This window comes from Haloglomus halophilum, from assembly GCF_024298885.1.
Classification (GTDB): Archaea; Halobacteriota; Halobacteria; order Halobacteriales; family Haloarculaceae; genus Haloglomus; species Haloglomus halophilum.
Window position 1 is genome coordinate 3,050,636 of record NZ_CP101166.1, and the last position, 17,609, is coordinate 3,068,244.

Consider the following 17,609-nt stretch of genomic DNA (forward strand, 5'->3'; position numbering starts at 1 on the left):
CGGTGCGGCACCGGCAACGACCTTTCGTTTCCCGTTCGCTCTCACGGCGGTCGGGGCCGTCATCCTCGTGGCGAGGGCGCCGGTGCTGGCCCCCCTCGTGGCGAGGGCGCCCGGCAGCCGGACCGTTCCGGCGTGCTGGCGGACCGATAGCCCCGAAGCCGGTGGTTACGGCAATATTCAGAAGGCTTAACGTGCGTCCACCGGAACCGGGTCATAGTTATGCCAGACGACCTGAACTGGGCCATCGGCGGCGAAGCCGGCGATGGGATCGACTCCACCGGGAAGATCTTCGCACAGGCACTCTCCCGGGCGGGTCGACACGTCTTCACCTCGAAGGACTTCGCGTCCAGGATCCGGGGCGGGTACACCGCGTACAAGGTCCGGACCGCCGTCGACCGTGTCGAGAGCGTCGTCGACCGACTCGACATCCTCATCGCGCTCACCGAGCGGACGGTCGATGAGAACATGGACGAACTCCACGACGACTCGGTCATCATCTTCGACGGCGAGCGCACGATGATGAAGGACTTCGAAGCGCCGGGCGAGATGACCGGCCTCGACGTGCCCCTGAAACGACTCGCGGAGGAGGCTGGTGGGGCCATCGTCCGCAACATCGTCGCGCTGGGAGCGGCCTGCGAGGTCGCGGGCTTCCCCATCGAGAACCTCGACGAGGCCCTGGAGAAGCGCTTCAGCGACAAGGGCTCGGCCATCGTCGACACGAACAAGGAAGCCGCCCGCCTGGGCCAGGAGTACGTCCAGGACGAGTACGAGCTGCCCATCGACTACGCGCTGGAGACGACCGACAACGACTACGTCCTGCTGAACGGCGACGAGGCCATCGGGATGGGCGCCATCGCCGCCGGCTGCCGGTTCTATTCGGGCTATCCCATCACGCCCGCGACGGACGTGATGGAGTACCTCACCGGACGCGTGGACCGCTACGGCGGGAAGGTGGTGCAGGCCGAGGACGAGCTGTCGGCCATCAACATGGCGCTGGGTGCGGCCCGCGCTGGCGCACGGTCGATGACCGCCACGTCCGGGCCGGGTATCGACCTGATGACCGAGACGTTCGGCCTCATCGCCCAGACCGAGACGCCGCTGGTCATCTGTGACGTGATGCGCTCGGGTCCCTCGACGGGGATGCCGACGAAGCAGGAGCAGGGCGACCTGAACATGACCCTGTACGGCGGGCACGGGGAGATTCCGCGGTTCGTGCTGGCGCCGACCACGGTCGCGGAGTGCTTCCACAAGACCATCGAGGCGTTCAACCTCGCCGAGAAGTACCAGACGCCGGTCTTCCTGGTGAGCGACCTCGCGATGGCGGTCACCGAGCAGACCTACGAGCCCGAGCAGTTCGACATGGACGCCGTCGAGATTGAGCGCGGGCGCGTCGTCGGCGAGGACGACGTCGAGGAGTGGACCAACGAGAAGGACCAGTTCACGCCTCATGCCGCGACGGACGACGGCGTCTCGCCCCGCACCTTCCCAGGTGTCGAGGGCGGCGCCCACATGACGACCGGGCTGGAGCACGACGAGCTCGGGCGCCGGACCGAGGAGGAGGAGATCCGCGTCGAGCAGGTGGACAAGCGCCAGCGGAAGGTCGAGACGGCCCTCGAGCGCGAGGACTGGTCGCCCCGCGAGTTCGGCGACCCCGACTCGGACAGCCTCGTCATCTCCTGGGGCTCCAACGAGGGCGCCATGCTGGAGGCCATCGACATCCTCGAGGACGAGGGCGTCGACGTACGCTTCCTCTCCTGTCCCTACATCTTCCCGCGCGAGGATCTCGCCGAGGACATCCGCGACGCGGACGAGGTCATCGTCGTGGAGTGTAACGCGACCGGCCAGTGGGCGGACGTGCTCGAACACGACGCCCTCGAGCGGGTCAAGCGCATCAACAAGTACACCGGCGTGCGGTTCAAGGCCGACGAACTCGCAGAGCGGGTGAAGCAGGAACTGGCGGGCGAGACCGCCGAGGTGGAAGCAGAATGAGCTCCGATATCAGATTCACCGACTTCAAGTCCGACGCACAGCCCACCTGGTGCCCCGGTTGCGGCGACTTCGGCACCATGAACGGGATGATGAAGGCGCTGGCGAACACCGGCAACGACCCGGACAACACGTTCGTGGTCGCCGGCATCGGCTGTTCCGGCAAGATCGGGACGTACATGCACTCGTACGCGCTGCACGGCGTACACGGGCGCGCGCTCCCGGTCGGCATCGGCGTGAAGATGGCCAACCCCAACCTCGAAGTGATGGTCGCCGGCGGCGACGGCGACGGCTACTCCATCGGGGCCGGCCACTTCGTCCACGCCGTCCGCCGGAACGTCGACATGTCCTACATCGTGATGGACAACCGCATCTACGGGCTGACGAAGGGTCAGTTCTCGCCGACCTCGCGCGAGGACTTCGAGACCTCCACGTCCCCGGAGGGCACCAAGCAGCAGCCGGTCAACCCGCTCGCGCTCGCGCTGTCGGCCGGTGGGACGTTCATCGCGCAGTCGTTCTCCTCGGACGCCCAGCGCCACGCCGAGATCGTCCAGCAGGCCATCGAGCACGACGGCTTCGGCTTCGTCAACGTCTACAGCCCGTGCGTGACGTTCAACGACGTCGACACGTACGACTACTTCCGCGACACCATCGTCGACCTCGAGGACACGGACCACGACCCGACGGACTACGACGACGCCAAGGAGAAGATCCTCGACGCGGACAAGGAGTACCAGGGCGTCATCTACCAGGACGAGAGCTCCGTCGGCTTCGAGGAGCGCGAGGGCATCACCGAGTCGATGGCCGACATCCCGGACGGGGCTCCCGACGACGCGATGGACCTCGTCCGCGAGTTCTACTGACGGCGGTTCCTCGATTGTCTCGGCGGTTTCTATCCTATTCTGCGCAGAAACGATGAGTAGCGACAGTTCGAACCGAACGCCCGTACTTCATGTGGTGTGTTGCCAGTGTACTCTACCGTTATCACGCGGTGAAAACGCTCGAAACGGCATTATCCTATGCCATACAAGAGATGGACGGGGTCAGAGGCTGACCCAGTGCCGGTGTCACTGGTGGTGGTGCCAGCGGGGTCTCGACGTGAGAGGGGCGGGGTGCACCCGCACGACGGGTTGTGGGCCCGTCGTTCGTACGAGCCGGTGGTGGCTGGTGGGCCGGCCGAACCCGTCTTCACGACAGTACGCTTTTGATGGCAGGGATGCTCCCCACTCGTATGTTCGGAGGAGGCGGCGGGCTCAACCCCCGCAAGATGAAGCAGATGATGGAGCAGATGGGTATCGACCTCGAGGAACTCGACGCCGAGGAGGTCATCATCCGGACCCAGGACGAGGACCTCGTGTTCACCGACGCGCAGGTCCAGAAGATGGACGCCCAGGGCCAGGCCACCTACCAGGTCGTCGGCTCGCCGGAGTCCCGCCCGCGCGGGGAGGGTGGTGCCGCGGCCGCCGTCGCGAGCGACGCCGCCGAGGCCGATACCGGGGACGCTGACGCCGGCGGGGACGATGCCGGCGGCACGGCGATTCCGGATTCCGACGTGGAGATCGTCGCCGCGCGGACGGGTGCGAGCGAGGCCGACGCCCGCGAGGCGCTCGAAGCGACGGACGGTGACCTCGCGGCCGCCGTCGAGAAGCTGGAGTGAACGACACCGACCCGACGGCGGACCCGCCGACGACCGGAGCCGACGCCACCGAGGCGGACGGCGCCGGCGATGCCGATGCCGCCGACGCCACCGAGGCCGCCCGGTCCCCGGTCCTGCTCGTCCGCGAGAACCGCGAGTACCTGCTCCAGCCGGGGGAACGGATGGAGACCGACCTCGGTATCCTCCGCGTCCCGGAGGACGTCCAGCCGGGCGACACCGTCGAGACACATCTCGAGACGGCGTTCGTCGTCCGGCGCCTGCGCGGGCCGGACCTGTTCCACCACTTCGAGCGGACGGGCGCGCCGATGGTGCCCCGTGACATCGGCCTCGTCCTCGGTGAGACGGGGGCCAGCACCGGCGACCGTGTCCTCGACGCTGGCACCGGGACGGGGGTCCTGGCGGCGTATCTCGCGCGGACCGGGGCCGAGGTGCTCACGTACGAACAGGACCCCGAGTTCGCCGATGTCGCGCGCGAGAACATGGCGATGGCCGGCATCGCCGACGCCGTCGAGGTTCGGACCGGCGACGTGACCGACGACCTCGACGCGCTGGTCGACGGGAGCGACGACGTGGCCCCGGCTCGGGGGTTCGATGTCATCACACTCGATACTGCCGACGCGCCGACGGTCGCGGCGCGTGCCGACGAGCTACTCGTTCCCGGCGGCTATCTCGCGATGTACGTGCCGTTCGTCGAGGGCTCGCGCGAGGCTGCCCTCGCCGCGGAGGAGGCCGGGCTGGTCGACGTGACGACTCACGAGACCATCCAGCGGGAGTTCAGCTATGGCGAGCGCGGGTCGCGTCCGGACACCGCGCCCGTCGGCCACACGGGGTTCCTGACGGTCGCGCGGGCGCCCGACGCGCCGAACCTCGTGGACGACTCGACGGAGACGACCGACGGCGATTGAGGGTGCCGACGGGCCGTCCTCCGACCGGGTGTGCGGTTCGCCCCTGCCACCGGGTATAAGGCCGGGACGGCCCTACTCGGTGGTATGAGCGAGGCCGTCCCCGAGACCGAGGAGACCACGACGTGGCCGGAGCTGGCGATCACCATCTACGACCGGCTGACCGGGCGCGGCGCGGAGATCACCTACGAGTTCGACGACATGGAGATCGCCGTCCCGAACCGGACGGGTCCGGACGCGGAACACGCCCACTGGCGCATCGACGGGACCCTGCGGGTCTCGACGCGGGAACGTGAGTGACGCTGGTGACGCGGCGTCGCTGGTGCAGGCCATCAGACGCGTCGCGGAGATGCCACTCGGCCTCGACGTGAGTGCGGACCTCACGGTCCGGGTCGACGGTCACGAACTGTCGGTCGAGGCGTACACGGACCGTGTGTTCGTCGATTTCCCGTCGCTCCGTGTCGCTGTCGACGTGCTCCGCTCGGCTCACGGAAGCGCCGGCGGGTCCGGGCCGGGTGCAAGCGGGTCGCTCCCCGCGACGCTCGCGGCGGCGGACCTGACGGCCATCGCACGCATCGACTCGCGCGAGGTCGCCACGCTGGGGGCCGAGGCCGACGGCCCGCTGAAGCATCTCGGCTACGAGCACGTCTCGGTCGCACCGCGAGAACTCCTCTTCGCCGGCCTCGGGCTCTGAGGCCGCCCCTGGTGCTCTACCCCCGGCCAGGCCCCTCAGGTGCCGACCGACCGGATGAGGTCCAGTAGCTCCTCCCGGTAGGCGTCGGCATCCGCCTCGACGCCGCGGTCCTCGTCGAGCACTGCGTCGAGGTCCGCGGGGTAGGCGCCGCCCGCGATGACGAAGCCGTCGTCGAACCAGACCGCGAGGAACCCCTCCATGTCCAGTATCCGGCCGTTGGGGAGTTCGAAGCGGGCCTTGAACGGCGTGAACTCCGCTCGGGCGCCGCTCCGGACCCGGGCCCGTTTCCGCTCGCCCTTCGCGACCTTCTCGAAGCCACGGTCCAGCAGGTCATCGGCGAACGAGGACCGGGCCTCGCTGGTGACACGCGACTTGATGAGCGGCGCGATACCCGGAGCGAGCGACGGCGTGAACGACACCCGTGTCGCGAAGAAGAACCGCCACATGTGGTCGACGCCGGTCGCCTCCCGGACTGCGGCCCGGAGGGCGGCGTCCTCGAACACCTGCGTGTGGCCCTCCACTCGTGCCGCCGACAGGCTGAACAGGACCTCGACCTCGTCCTCGACGAGCGACCAGCCGTCGTTCTCGAGGCGGTCGCGCGGGAGCGACGGCGGTCCCACGCGCGACTGTGCACTCATGTCAGTACGCAGGGGGAGCGGACGTATATGACTGCGGCAACCGGAGGGCGTCGGGGGGTCCCCGGCCCCTCGACCGGAGCGTCGAGCGCCCCGGTCGTCCGGTCGCGCTCCTGTCCGTCGTCGAAACCCTCTTGCCCGGTCCCGGTGTCGTCGTGGCCATGACAGGCGGCTGGGGGTTGTTGCAGGCTGGTAACCAGGCCATCAACGATGGGCTCCAGCTGCTCCCGCCGTGGTTCCCGGACCCGCTCGCCCGGCTCATCGCCGCGCTGGTGGTCCTGGTGGTCTTCTACTACGCCTCGACGGTCGTCCAGCAGCTGCTCGGTCGGCGAATCGCCCGCCGGTTCCGCCGGCCGTCGCTCACCCGGACGGTGCTGCGGGGCATCCAGGGCGCGGTCATCCTGCTCGGTATCCTCATCGCGCTGCGTATCCTGCAGGTCCCTATCGGCAACCTCGCGCTGTCGGTGACCGTCTTCTCTGCGGTGGCCGGGTTCGTCCTCGCGCCCATCATCGGGAGCGTCGTCAACGGTCTGTTCGTCCTCAGCGAGCAGCCCTACGAGATCGGCGACATGATCCATCTCCCCGAGACGGACGTGTACGCCTTCGTCGAGGATGTCACGCTGCGGTACACGAAGGTGTTCACGCTGGACAACACCTTCCTCATCATCCCGAACGGCAACATCCGCGAGCGGGATGTGGTGAACTTCTCGGCGGAGGACTCCCGGACCCGGCTCTCGCTGGATATCCTGGTCACCTACGAGTCAGACATCCAGGCGGCCCGCGACCTCATCGAGGAGTCGGCCCGGCAGGTCGACAAGGTCGTCGAGGGAGGGCCGGACATCCGTATCGGGAGCGCCCGGTATCCGGCGGGCCCGACCTGTTACATCGAGAACTTCGCGGACCACGGCGTCAACCTGCGCCTGCGCTACTGGGCGACCGAGCCGTACAAGCTGCTGACGCTGCGCTCGAACGTGCAGACGCAGGTCTGGGAGCGGCTGGCGGACGCCGACGTGGAGATCGCCTACCCGCACTCGCATCTGGTCTTCGACGACACGAGCGGCGAGATGCGGGTCGCGACACGGTCGGCCGATGCCGACGCGAACGGGAACGGTGCGCCGGGCGACCTCCGGGGAGCTGCCATCGAGCACGACGCCGAGGGCGAGCAGCCGCGGGGTCGCGTGGAGTCGCGGCCGGAGGAGTCCGATTCCGCCGACGGTGGCGGGAGCCGGGAGGAGTAGGTCAGTTCGTCGCGGTCGCGGTGACGACGGTGCAGTCGAGCTTCTCGCGGAGGTAGGTCTCGATGTCCGGGTCGTCGACGAGGCTGCGGAGCATCCGCCGCCAGCGCCCGGCCTGCTTCTGCCCGATGACGACGAAGTCCGCGCGTTCGGCGGCCACCTCCTCGAGGATGGTCTCCTCGACGAGGAACCCGGACCGGACGACGAAGCGGACATCCGGGAGATCGCCGAACGCGCGGCGGACCGCCCGCTTCAGCTCCGTCCGGCTCACCCGGCCGCTGTCCTGGTAGAGGTTGACGTGGAGGACCGTCAGCTCGGCGTCGTGCTCCTCGGCCACCTCGATGGCGCGGGCGAGCGTCGCCTTCGAGTGGTCCGTCAGCGGATAGCGCACCGGCACCACGACGAGCGTCATCGTGCTGGACTGCGGTGGGGTATCGCCTGAACCTTTCCGTTCGGGAGCGCCGTCACAGTCCCCGCCGTTCGACCCGGCCCTCGATGGTCGGGTCGATGCCGCACGCCCGGGCGTAGTCGACGAGGAGCTGGTACTGCGTGTCCAGCGTCGCGACGCGCTCCAGCCCGGTCAGGGTCGGGAACTCGTCGGCGGTGTGGAGCAGGTAGGCCGCCGTCACGAGCCGGTACGTCCGGTCGTCGTCGATGGGGTCGCCGCCGACGTGCGCGTCGACGAGGTCGTGGCCGGCGTAGTCGTAGACGAGCTCGGCGCCCGCGACGTGGCCGTGCCACCAGTCGGGCGCGCCAAAGCCCACATCGGAGCCGCCGGATTCGGCCAGCACCGCCCGGAGTGCGGCCCCGTCGAGTTCGAGCACGACCGCGGGCTCCTCGAACGGGACGACACTGACGAGGTCACCGACCGTCACATCGCCCGCCAGTGGTGGGCCCGAGCGGACGCCGCCGCTGTTCTGGAGCGCGAGGTCGACGCCGTCCTCGACGGCGCGGTTCCCGGCCCAGAGGTACGCGTCGGCGACGAAGTTGCCGATACGCGACTCCCCGTGGAAGCAGGCGGCCTCCGTCCGTTCGACGGGGTCGGCGACGTGCGCGACCACCTCATCGAGGCCGGCCGCGGCCATCCGTTCGCGGAGATTGTCGGCGAGGTCGGCATGGAGCGGCCCGTCGTCGACGGCGTGGCGCCGGACCTCGCCCGTCTCGGGCAGCACCTCGAAGCAGACCGCGCCGTTGACGCCCGGTCGCGTGAGGATCGTGTCGTCGAAGCGCTCGACGGTCTCGGCGTGGAGGTGGCCCCCCAGAACCACGTCGACGTTGGTCTCGGCGGCGATGCGCTCGTCGTCCCGGCCGAGGTGTGATAGCGCGACCACGTAGTCGGGGGCGCGCTCGGCCCGGAGGTCGGCGATGGCCTCGCGGGCGGCGCGGACGGGTTCGGTGAAGCCGAGGTCCTTCGCCTCCGGGTTGATGGAGGCCGTCAGGGCGCTCGTGACGCCGACGAAGCCCACGGTCGCGCCGCCGGCCTCCCGGACGGTCCACGGGAGGGTGTGCTCGGCGGCGAAGCGCGAGCCGGCCTCCTCGACGTTGGCGGTCACCCACTGCTGTGGCGATTCGGCGACGAGCTCCCGCGTACGCTCGGGGCCGAAATCGAAATCGTGGTTGCCGAACGTCTCCACGTCGGTCCCGACGGCCTCGAAGAAGTCCAGCGCCTGCGCACCCCTCGTGGTCAGCGCCAGCACGCCGGGTGCGATGTTGTCGCCGGTTCCACAGACCAGCGCGCGCTCGGGATCAGCGGCGCGGCGCTCGCGCAGGGTGCCCGCCAGCCGCCCGATGCGCTCGGGCGTGTCGTAGGCGTTCTCGATGTCGGAGTAGTGGAGGAGCCGGGGACCTGTCATCGTCGTCTCGTCGGACGAAGCGAGGCGCCCGGTGCGTTTGACGGCTTCGGCTCGCAGGGCACACGGCCCGCACGCTCCCCGCGTGGGAAGGCTTTAGCCGCCGAGTCCGCTACCGGGGCATATGACCGATGCCGACGCCGACGCTGACGCTGAGGGGGATGCGGCCCCGGACCTCGAACCGGCGCCCGACGACCGACTGGAGGAACACGAGGGGCCGGACGGGCCGCTGTACGTCGCGCTCGACGAGGCCGAACGCGGACAGAAGGGGCCGTTCCTCGTCGCGTACGCCTCGCCGGCACGCGAGGAGCGGTGGGGCTACTACTGCACCAACTGCGAGACGTTCGACAACGCGATGGACTCGATGGGTCGGGTGCAGTGTAACGTGTGTGCGAACTACAAGAAACCGGACGAGTGGGACGCTGCGCACGAGTAATGCGGGTTCAATTCCATAATTGGGTCTTTTTAGGCCGAGAGACTGATTTAATATCTCAAATCTGGATATAGCCGTTATGCGCGCGTGGTGCTCGTCGACACCGACTGCGACTACGTAACCGGCTACGAAGCCCTCACACGCTCCGGTCGCGCGCCTCGCTGCGCGCCTCGGTCGCTCACTTCGTTCACTCACTCGGTGCTTGCGTCGGCGTGCTTCCCGGAGCGCGCTCGCCTTCCGAAAGACTTCGTCTTTCGGCGTTCGCCTCGCTTCGCTCGGCTCACCTTCGAGTCCACTAGGGCCGCGTATCCGTCAGTCGGCAGCTGTCGACCTCACGCCTCCCCAACCGCCTGCGGTGCTCGCTTCGGTCGCTACGCTCCCTCCACTGCGCTCCTCGGCCCTCGCGCGCTGGCGGCGGCTGGCCTGCGGCACAGCCGCCAGCGCGCGCCCGGTCGACTGACGAGCGGCGCGACGTGCCGGATAGAAGCAGGGCCGGGACGCGGTGCCGCCTACCCCTCGACGGCGGCGTCCTCGTCGACGGCCGCGTCGGTGCCGTCCTCGTCCAGTACGGCCTCCTGCAGCCGGAGGCGACCCACGCACAGCAGCCCCAGCAGGACCGGGATGGCGACCGTCATCGCGGACTCGGCGACCGCGGGGATGCCGGGAATGAAGTCCGCGTTCTCGAGCACCTGCGCGCCGAGGACGGAGGCGACGGTGGCGCCGATCTGTCCGAGCGAGAGGATGACGCCGGCCATCGTCCCGACGTGGGCGTTGTCGATGTCGGCGAGCGCGCCGGGGAGGAGGTAGAACATCGCGTTGAGGCCGCCGCCGAACAGGCCGGCCACGACCATCCCGAGGACGAAGACGGGGAGCGACGGCGCGAAGCCGGTGAGCAGGATGCCCGTCGCGAGGCCGACGACGGCGACCCGGAGGACCGGGCCGCGGCCGAAGCGGTCCGACAGCACCGGGAGCGTGAGCGCACCCAGCGTCGCGAGGAACAGCGGCGTCCCGAGGATGAGTTCGGGCACGGCGTACGGCATCGCGTCGGCGAACTCCGGGAGGACCGAGAGCGAGCCGATGATGGCCCAGAACGAGAGGATAGAGAGGAGCACGACCCACGGCGTCGAGGGCGAGCGCGCCACGGCCCCCAGCGACTCGCGCAGGGGCACACCGCTGTCGGTCTGGAACGGCAGCCCCGTCTCGGGATTCGTGGGGCGTTCGGTGTCGCGCGGTGAGCGAACCGTGAGCAACCAGAGAACGCCGGCGACGACCGTGAGGCCGCCGTAGAGGACGAAGACGTACTGCCACGACCCGACCGCGCCGAGGATGACGCCGGCCGACAGCGAGAACGCGAGGCCGGAGGCGAGCGTGTTGCCCGACATGAGGATCCCCTGCCCGAGCCCGAGCTGCTCGGGTGGGAACCACTCCGTCACGATCTTGATGAGGTTCGGGTTGACCAGGCCCATCCCGACGGTGGCGACGAGACTCAGGACGATCTGCCCGGTCAGCGTCGGGGCGAGCGCGCGGATGGCCGTGGCGACGCCGGCGAAGACGGCCCCGGCCCCGACTACGTACCGGAGCGGATACTTGTCGCCCAGCGTGCCGCCGGGCAACTGGGTCAGCATCATCCCGAAACTGAAGGCGGCGTACACGACGACGACCGCGCCCCACTCCGTTCCGAGCGTGGGCGCCATCGCCTTCTTCAGCGGCGGGACGGCCTGCCAGATGAGTGCGATACAGGTGGCGTGGACGAGGAAGGCGACCCCGAGGACACCCCACCGGTACGATTCGGGTCGCAGGCTCGGCCGCGTGGAGAATGCCATAGTTTCACAGGCTAGCATGGGGCCCTAACTCTTTCCCCGGGTAATACTATCGATTTAAGTGCCTATACCCGCCGAACACCGGCAACCGCCGCCCTGTTCATATCCCGGCCGCTCCCGACAGCGGGGGTCGGCCCCCGAGAACCCGCCCCCACCAGTACCTATTTGCCGGCGCGGGGGGTAGCTGTTCACACGAATCGGTGCAACTTTGAACTCGCGTACAGTTGCCCGACGTATCCACCCATGGAGATAACCATCGACGACGAGACGGACGAGGAGATCGCACAGGCCATCGCGACGGCCGTCTCCGAGCATCTCGGGGTCCCCGTCGAACTGCGGGACCGCGGCGGGGGCGACCTGGCAGCCGCGGGCGAGAACTGGGACGAGGAGGCGGCCGTCGTCACCGAGCGCGAGGAGCGCATCCGCGAGGAGATCGAGGCCATCATGTCCGGCGGCCCGGACCGCGGCTTCGACAAGATCGACGAACTGGGCAAGGTGTTCGTCCGGGACCGTCTGGAGATGATCTTCGACCGTATCGAGTACGAGGACGGCACCTTCGCGCGCCACACGGACGACGACGACCTGCCCGGTGACGGCCTCCTCACCGGCATCGGCACCATCGACGGCCGGAAGGTCGCGTTCACGGCCAACGACTACACCGTCAAGGCCGGGTCGCTCGGGCAGATGGGCGTCGAGAAGGTCATCCGCATCCAGGAGCGCGCGATGGACCTGAACATCCCGATGCTCCGGCTGGTCGACTCGACGGGCGCCCGACTCAACGCCGACGAGCGCGAGCCCGGCGACACCCACATGGACCGCTACCGGGGCGGCAAGATGTTCTACAACCAGTGCATCATGTCCGGGCAGATCCCGCAGATCGGCGTCCTCTACGGCCCGGACGTGGCGGGGTCGGCCTACACTCCGGTCTTCTGTGACTACCTCATCATGGTCGAGGACATCTCCGGGATGGCTATCGCCTCGCCGCGCATCGTCCGCGCGATGACCGGCGAGAACGTCTCCGGGATGCAGGAACTCGGCGGGCCCCACCTGCACGCCCAGCACTCCGGCTCCTGCGACATCGTCGTCCCCGACGAGGAGACGGCCGCCGAGAAGGTCAAGGACGTCCTCGGACTCATCCCGCAGAACTACGCCGAGCAGCCCCCGCGGGTGCCCGGCCAGCCGCCCAAGAAGAACCCGAAGGGACTCGACCAGGTCATCCCGGACGAGCCGAACAAGGCCTACAACGTCCACGATGTCATCGACCGTGTCGTCGACCGCGATTCCTTCCTCGAACTCAAACCCGACTTCCGTCCGGAACTGGTCACGGGTCTCGGCCGCATCGACGGCCGCACGGTCGGTATCGTCGCCAACCAGCCCAACCACGTCTCCGGCGCCATCTTCCCCGATTCGGCCGACAAGGGCGCGGGCTTCGTCTGGACCTGCGACGCCTACAACATCCCGCTCATCTACCTCTGTGACACGCCCGGCTTCATGATCGGCTCGGCGGTCGAGAAGGAGGGCGTCCTCCGGAAGGGCCGGAAGTTCATCTACGCCACCTCCAACGCGCAGGTCCCGAAGTTCTGCGTCATCACGCGGAAGGCGTACGGCGCGGGTATCTACGCGATGGCCGGCCCCTCCTTCGGACCGGACGCCACCCTCGCGCTCCCGTCGGCCGAGATCAGTGTCATGGGACCCGATGCGGCTGTCAACGCCCTGTTCGCCGACACCATCGAGGATATGGAGGGCGACGCGAAGGACGCCTTCATCGAATCGGCCAAGGAGGAGTTCGACAAGTACATCGATATCCGCGCGCAGGCCAGTCAGATGGAGGTCGACGAACTCCTCCCGGCCGGGGACCTCCGCAAGCAGCTCGAACGACGACTCGACACCTACTGTGGCAACAAGCGCCGCGAGGAACGGCCGCGACACCACGGGACCGTTTTCTTCTAACGCACCTTTTTTCGAGGGGTCGCCGTCGGCGACCCCCCTCGAAAAAATCTGCACCAAAAAGCCGCTCCTCGCGGCCTCCGGCCGCTCGGAGCGGTGAACCGCGCTCGCTGCGTCGTCGGACTGCGTCCGACTGCAAGCGGGACTGAACCCCGCCCTGCTCGCGCGGATGCAACCTATTGATTGTCAGTCTCCTCGGTATTTTCCTCATATGATCGCATATTTCTGATGAAGTATCGATATTAGCCAAACAGGTCGTTGATTTGGTGTTTATATCTTCGGCACGTAGATTCAAGTACGAACCCGCGACCAGCGCCCCCGTGACCTGACGAGCTATCGCCGGGCCGCCGGCTCGAGCGGGGAGAACGCCACTCCTCGGTCGGTTCCGCCAGCGCGGCACCACGGTCCGGCGCGCGGGAGCGGTGCCGCCTGTTCGCTAGCGACGCGACACATCGCCGCCGTCGCACGTCTTTTCGCCCGGCCGTTCGTAGCCTGCTGCATGACCGACGAGTACGCCGTTCTCGGGGACTGCGTGGCCCGCGAGCGCCGGAGTGACAGGCCCGCGCTCCGGCATCCCTCGTCCGGGCGGGCGTACGACTGGCGGCGCTGCTGCACCACATCCTGGAAGGTCGGCAACTACCTCCGGAACGAGGGCGTCCGCGAGGGCGCCACCGTCGGGCTCGCGGCGGACCCGGTTCCGGAGTCCGTGCTGACGCTGCTCGGAGCGTCGATGCTCGGCGCGACCGTGCAGTTCGCCCCGCCGCTGACTGGCGAGCAGGGGTCGCTGAAGGCTCTGGTCGTGCCGACGGCGCGGGTCGACGACTACGACTACCCCCCCGGGACCCGCTACGTCGCGTACGGTGAGGAACCGGCCGACCCCTCGTACGCTTACTTCGAGCGGGAGGTCTGGAGCGAGAACCCGACCGCGCCGCCCGATATCGTCCGTCCCGAAACGGCCCTGTTGGCCGTCAAGGGGCGGACCGTGAGCCACGGCGCCGTCATGGACGCGGCCCGCGAGGCAGTCGAGGCGCTGGGTCTCGATGCGGACGACACGGTCGCCGTCCGGGGGCCGCTGACGCACCCGGGGGTCGTCGCGGCCGGCACCGCGGCACCGCTGCTGGCCGGCGGCGAGATACTGCTCCCCGACGAGGAGGTATCGGGCGACTGTGCCGTCCTCGGGCCCGACCGGACCGCGGACGGTGTGCCCGAGGCTCGGACCCTGTCGGCCGACAGCGTGCTGTAGCCCGGCTCAGTGCTCGACGAACTCCACCAGCACGCCGCCCGTATCCCGCGGGTGGAGGAAGGCGACCTCGTGGCCCCACGCCCCCGGGCGTGGTTCCTCGTCGATACACTCGATGCCCAGGCCGCGCGCGCGGTCCAGCGCGTCCGCGGCGTCGTCGGTCCCGAATGCGAGGTGCTGGATGCCGGGGCCGTTGTTCTCGAGATAGCGCGCGATGGCACCCTCCTCTTCCAGCGGTTCCAGCAGTTCGAGGTAGCCGTTCCCGCAGTCGAGGAAGTGGACATCCATCCCGTCGAACGTCTCGCTGTGGACGTGTTCACAGTCGAGGAGGTCGGCGTACAGGTCGGCGAGCCCGGCCGCGTCGTCGGTCGCGATACCGGCGTGGTCGATATGCATACCGGCCGTTCCGGGGGTGGCCACTAATCCCTACCGTCGGCGACACCGGCGGTCCGGGAACCGTCAGACCGTCGCGCCCCGGTACTCCCCGAAGACATCGCGCATCGCGTCGCAGATCTCGCCCGTCGTCGCGTATGCCTTCACCGCCGAGACGATGTAGGGCATCACGTTCTCGTCGCCCTCGCAGGCCGCCCGGAGGTCGTCGAGCGCGTCCTCGACGGCCGCGTCGTCGCGGTCGTCACGGAGCTGCTGGACGTTCTCGCGCTGGCGCTGCTGGTCCTCCTCGGAGACCTGCTCGATGTCCTCGGATTTCTCCTCGTCCTCGACCCGGTAGTCGTTGACGCCGACGATGGTCCGCTCGCCGGCCTCGATCTCGCGCTGGCGCTCGAAGGCCGTGTCCTGGATCTGCCGCTGGACCCAGCCGGCCTCGACGGCTTGGCGCATGCCGCCACGCTCGTCGACCTCGTCGAGGATGGCGAACGCCTCCTGCTCGAGTTCGTCCGTCAGCGACTCCACGTAGTAGCTCCCGGCGAGCGGGTCGATGGTGTCGGCCGCGCCGGATTCGTGGGCGAGGATCTGCTGGGTGCGCAGCGCCGTCCGCACGGACTTCTCCGTCGGCAGCGAGAGCGCCTCGTCCTTCCCGTTCGTGTGGAGGCTCTGCGTGCCGCCGAGCACGGCCGCGAGTGCCTGGTACGCCACGCGGACGACGTTGTTCTCGATCTGCTGGGCGGTGAGTGTCGACCCGGCGGTCTGGGTGTGGAACTTGAGTTGCTTCGAGGCGTCCTTCTCGACGTCGAAGCGCTCCTCCATGATCTTGTACCACATCCGGCGGGCGGCGCGGAACTTCGCGACCTCCTCGAGGATGTTGTTGTAGGAGGCGAAGAAGAAGGAGAGCTGCGGGGCGAACTCGTCGACGTCCTGCCCGGCCTCGACCGCGGCCTCGACGTACTCGATACCGTCGCCGAGCGTGAAGGCGATCTCCTGTGCAGCCGTGGAGCCGGCCTCGCGGATGTGGTACCCCGAGATGGAGATGGTGTTGAAGTTGGGCACCTCGTCGGCGCAGAACTCGAAGATATCCGTGATGAGTCGCATCGACGGCTCCGGCGGGTAGATGAAGGTGTTCCGCGCGATGTACTCCTTCAGTACGTCGTTCTGGATGGTCCCGCGGAGTTCCTCGCGCGGCACGCCCTGCTTGTCCCCGACGGCGATGTACATCGCGAGCAGGACCGATGCGGGCGCGTTGATGGTCATGCTCGTGGAAACCTCGTCGAGCGGGATGCCGTCGAAGACGGTCTCGAAGTCGTCGAGCGAGTCGATGGCGACACCCGACTTGCCGACCTCGCCCTCCGCCATCGCCGCGTCCGAATCGTACCCCATCTGGGTCGGCAGGTCGAACGCCATGGAGAGGCCGGTCTGCCCCTCGTCCATGAGGTAGTGGAACCGCTCGTTGGTCTCCCGGGCGGTCCCCATCCCGGCGTACTGGCGCATGGTCCACAGGCGCCCGCGGTACATCGTGGAGTAGACGCCGCGTGTGTAGGGTTCCTCGGCGGGATTGCCCAGGTCCTCCTCGTAGTCGAGGTCGCCCACGTCGGCGGGCGTGTACAGCGGGTCCACCTCGGTCCCGCCGGTGTCGGTGGTGAACGTCTCCTTGCGCTCCCCGAAGCGGTCGACCGTCGGGCCGTACGTCTCCTCCTTCCACTCCTCGTGGCCCTCCTGTATCGCCTCGAGGTCCTCCTCGTCGAACATGCACCGCCCTACCACGGCGGGCCGCTTGAATGGTCGGGACCGCTGCCGACTCCCATCGGCCACGGGAGCCATCGCGTCGGCGCGCCTACGGGGCCGTGAACTCGCCCAGCACGGCACCGCTGTTCCCGTCGCTGCTCTGCCAGACGACCCGGAGCGTCGCGCCCGAGGCGATGGGTCGGCTCGTGGTGAACGAGTCACCCGCGGTGACCCTGCCGTCGTCGTCCTGCCATCGTTCGACCGCCCTGCTCCCGTCGCTCTCGTAGACCACCTGCAGTTCGTTCGCCTCAACGCTGTCGCCGCCGTCGTGGGTGATGGTCACGCGCTGGGTGTCGGCGCTGTACTCGAACGAGAACGCGACCTGTGGGACCTCTCTCGCGCTACCACCCCCGCTGCTGCTGCCACTCGTACTGCTGCCCAGCCCCAGCACGAACGTCCCGACGACGGCCGCGAGGACGACCAGTAACAGCGCGAGGACGAACGGTTGCTCGTCGTCCCGGTCCGCGACGCCGGCGTACAGCGCGAGGTCGTCGCCGTCCCGGACGGCGAACGGGTCCAGCGCGGCGACCGGGAGTCCGGCCGCCGCGAGCGCGTCCAGCGCCTCCGCCCGGGCGGGTGCGCCCTCGGAGCCCGTCACCCGCGCACGGACGACGGGTCCTCGTGTGGTGAAATCGACGCCGACGGCGAACGTGGCGACGCCGTCGATGGTCGGGGCGACCGTCTCCACGTGCAGGGGCGCGTCCGCGAGCGAACCGAGTGCGCCGTCACGCGCCGCGAGCGTGTCGGCGGTCGATGGAAGTCGCCCGGCGACGTTGTCGGCCACCGCTGGTGCCTCGGCCGCGACGCGGTCGGCGGCTGCACCGATTCGCGGGAGCGAACGGGGCGCGATGCGACCACTGACGGCACCGGAACCGAACGCGTTCAGGGCGGCGTCCACGTCGGCGGTCGGGCGACTGGGGCTGGCGGCGGCGGTGCCTGGGAGGGTCGCCGCGCCGAGTGCTGCGCTACTCAGCAGGAACTGCCGTCGAGAGGGCATGTTCCCACACTCTGACCGGGGTAACTAAACCGTAC

At 68.8% G+C, this 17,609-nt stretch carries 17 protein-coding genes; 10 read left to right on the forward strand and 7 right to left on the reverse strand.

Going from position 1 to position 17,609, the window contains the following annotated elements:
- Positions 1-219 precede the first annotated feature (219 nt).
- The 6 genes from NL114_RS14820 (at position 220) to NL114_RS14845 (ending at position 5,239) form a co-directional block, all read left to right on the forward strand.
- Positions 220-1,989, forward strand: coding sequence for a 2-oxoacid:acceptor oxidoreductase subunit alpha (locus NL114_RS14820; protein ID WP_254821693.1), 1,770 nt, complete (start codon positions 220-222; stop codon positions 1,987-1,989).
- Positions 1,986-2,849 (forward strand): 2-oxoacid:ferredoxin oxidoreductase subunit beta, encoded by an 864-nt coding sequence (locus NL114_RS14825; RefSeq protein ID WP_254821694.1) that lies wholly within the window; start codon positions 1,986-1,988, stop codon positions 2,847-2,849. Before NL114_RS14820 ends, NL114_RS14825 begins: the two co-directional genes overlap by 4 nt.
- A gap of 368 nt (positions 2,850-3,217) precedes the next feature.
- A complete protein-coding gene (locus NL114_RS14830) occupies positions 3,218-3,643 on the forward strand; it encodes a nascent polypeptide-associated complex protein (RefSeq protein ID WP_254821695.1) in 426 nt (141 codons plus the stop codon).
- Positions 3,640-4,548: a methyltransferase domain-containing protein gene (locus tag NL114_RS14835; RefSeq protein WP_434084095.1), complete on the forward strand. Its 909-nt coding sequence runs from the start codon at positions 3,640-3,642 to the stop codon at positions 4,546-4,548. Before NL114_RS14830 ends, NL114_RS14835 begins: the two co-directional genes overlap by 4 nt.
- A gap of 84 nt (positions 4,549-4,632) precedes the next feature.
- A complete protein-coding gene (locus NL114_RS14840) occupies positions 4,633-4,845 on the forward strand; it encodes a hypothetical protein (RefSeq protein ID WP_254821696.1) in 213 nt (70 codons plus the stop codon).
- A complete protein-coding gene (locus NL114_RS14845) occupies positions 4,838-5,239 on the forward strand; it encodes a hypothetical protein (RefSeq protein WP_254821697.1) in 402 nt (133 codons plus the stop codon). The genes NL114_RS14840 and NL114_RS14845 overlap by 8 nt, the downstream gene beginning before the upstream one ends.
- 35 nt (positions 5,240-5,274) lie before the next feature.
- On the opposite strand, the gene NL114_RS14850 is transcribed toward NL114_RS14845, so the two are convergent.
- Complete coding sequence (locus NL114_RS14850; protein WP_254821698.1) at positions 5,275-5,877, reverse strand: DUF6517 family protein; 603 nt, start codon at positions 5,875-5,877, stop codon at positions 5,275-5,277.
- A gap of 158 nt (positions 5,878-6,035) precedes the next feature.
- Here NL114_RS14850 and NL114_RS14855 point away from each other — a divergent pair, with 158 nt between their 5' ends.
- Positions 6,036-7,112, forward strand: a complete 1,077-nt coding sequence (locus NL114_RS14855; protein ID WP_254821699.1) for a mechanosensitive ion channel family protein — start codon at positions 6,036-6,038, stop codon at positions 7,110-7,112.
- A 1-nt stretch (position 7,113) separates the two neighbouring features.
- On the opposite strand, the gene NL114_RS14860 is transcribed toward NL114_RS14855, so the two are convergent.
- Together NL114_RS14860 and NL114_RS14865 are read right to left on the reverse strand one after the other, a co-directional pair.
- Entirely contained in the window at positions 7,114-7,521 is a 408-nt protein-coding gene (locus NL114_RS14860; protein ID WP_254821700.1) for a universal stress protein, read from the reverse strand.
- 52 nt (positions 7,522-7,573) lie between these two features.
- Positions 7,574-8,962, reverse strand: a complete 1,389-nt coding sequence (locus NL114_RS14865) for a bifunctional metallophosphatase/5'-nucleotidase (RefSeq protein WP_254821701.1) — start codon at positions 8,960-8,962, stop codon at positions 7,574-7,576.
- A 196-nt stretch (positions 8,963-9,158) separates the two neighbouring features.
- Between NL114_RS14865 and NL114_RS14870 the strand changes: the two genes are divergently transcribed.
- Positions 9,159-9,395, forward strand: coding sequence for a DUF5816 domain-containing protein (locus NL114_RS14870; RefSeq protein ID WP_254824722.1), 237 nt, complete (start codon positions 9,159-9,161; stop codon positions 9,393-9,395).
- A gap of 506 nt (positions 9,396-9,901) precedes the next feature.
- Here the strand turns inward: NL114_RS14870 and NL114_RS14875 are convergent.
- Positions 9,902-11,215, reverse strand: coding sequence for an MFS transporter (locus NL114_RS14875; RefSeq protein ID WP_254821702.1), 1,314 nt, complete (start codon positions 11,213-11,215; stop codon positions 9,902-9,904).
- Positions 11,216-11,455: 240 nt separating this feature from the next.
- On the opposite strand from NL114_RS14875, the gene NL114_RS14880 reads away from it, so the two are divergent.
- Both NL114_RS14880 and NL114_RS14885 read left to right on the forward strand, forming a co-directional pair.
- A complete protein-coding gene (locus NL114_RS14880) occupies positions 11,456-13,162 on the forward strand; it encodes an acyl-CoA carboxylase subunit beta (protein ID WP_254821703.1) in 1,707 nt (568 codons plus the stop codon).
- Positions 13,163-13,658: 496 nt separating this feature from the next.
- Positions 13,659-14,402, forward strand: coding sequence for an AMP-binding protein (locus tag NL114_RS14885; RefSeq protein WP_254821704.1), 744 nt, complete (start codon positions 13,659-13,661; stop codon positions 14,400-14,402).
- Between the two features lie 6 nt (positions 14,403-14,408).
- On the opposite strand, the gene mce is transcribed toward NL114_RS14885, so the two are convergent.
- From mce to NL114_RS14900, 3 genes are all read right to left on the reverse strand, one after another.
- Positions 14,409-14,795, reverse strand: a complete 387-nt coding sequence (mce, locus tag NL114_RS14890) for a methylmalonyl-CoA epimerase (protein WP_254821705.1) — start codon at positions 14,793-14,795, stop codon at positions 14,409-14,411.
- Between the two features lie 63 nt (positions 14,796-14,858).
- The gene (locus NL114_RS14895) at positions 14,859-16,541 is read right to left on the reverse strand and encodes an acyl-CoA mutase large subunit family protein (RefSeq protein WP_254821706.1); all 1,683 of its coding nucleotides are present in this window, start codon (positions 16,539-16,541) and stop codon (positions 14,859-14,861) included.
- Positions 16,542-16,626: 85 nt separating this feature from the next.
- On the reverse strand, positions 16,627-17,574 hold the full coding sequence (locus NL114_RS14900) for a type IV pilin domain-containing protein (RefSeq protein WP_254821707.1): 948 nt from the start codon (positions 17,572-17,574) through the stop codon (positions 16,627-16,629).
- Positions 17,575-17,609 lie beyond the last annotated feature (35 nt).

Excerpts from the sequence above, each read along its gene's own strand:
- mce (WP_254821705.1), bottom strand. The coding sequence starts at position 14,795 with ATGCATATCGACCACGCCGGTATCGCGACCGACGACGCGGCCGGGCTC.
- NL114_RS14830 (WP_254821695.1), top strand. The coding sequence starts at position 3,218 with ATGTTCGGAGGAGGCGGCGGGCTCAACCCCCGCAAGATGAAGCAGATG.
- NL114_RS14855 (WP_254821699.1), top strand. The coding sequence starts at position 6,036 with ATGACAGGCGGCTGGGGGTTGTTGCAGGCTGGTAACCAGGCCATCAAC.
- NL114_RS14900 (WP_254821707.1), bottom strand. The coding sequence starts at position 17,574 with ATGCCCTCTCGACGGCAGTTCCTGCTGAGTAGCGCAGCACTCGGCGCG.
- NL114_RS14885 (WP_254821704.1), top strand. The coding sequence starts at position 13,659 with ATGACCGACGAGTACGCCGTTCTCGGGGACTGCGTGGCCCGCGAGCGC.
- NL114_RS14865 (WP_254821701.1), bottom strand. The coding sequence starts at position 8,962 with ATGACAGGTCCCCGGCTCCTCCACTACTCCGACATCGAGAACGCCTAC.
- NL114_RS14895 (WP_254821706.1), bottom strand. The coding sequence starts at position 16,541 with ATGTTCGACGAGGAGGACCTCGAGGCGATACAGGAGGGCCACGAGGAG.
- NL114_RS14880 (WP_254821703.1), top strand. The coding sequence starts at position 11,456 with ATGGAGATAACCATCGACGACGAGACGGACGAGGAGATCGCACAGGCC.
- NL114_RS14820 (WP_254821693.1), top strand. The coding sequence starts at position 220 with ATGCCAGACGACCTGAACTGGGCCATCGGCGGCGAAGCCGGCGATGGG.
- NL114_RS14825 (WP_254821694.1), top strand. The coding sequence starts at position 1,986 with ATGAGCTCCGATATCAGATTCACCGACTTCAAGTCCGACGCACAGCCC.
- NL114_RS14840 (WP_254821696.1), top strand. The coding sequence starts at position 4,633 with ATGAGCGAGGCCGTCCCCGAGACCGAGGAGACCACGACGTGGCCGGAG.
- NL114_RS14860 (WP_254821700.1), bottom strand. The coding sequence starts at position 7,521 with ATGACGCTCGTCGTGGTGCCGGTGCGCTATCCGCTGACGGACCACTCG.
- NL114_RS14875 (WP_254821702.1), bottom strand. The coding sequence starts at position 11,215 with ATGGCATTCTCCACGCGGCCGAGCCTGCGACCCGAATCGTACCGGTGG.
- NL114_RS14850 (WP_254821698.1), bottom strand. The coding sequence starts at position 5,877 with ATGAGTGCACAGTCGCGCGTGGGACCGCCGTCGCTCCCGCGCGACCGC.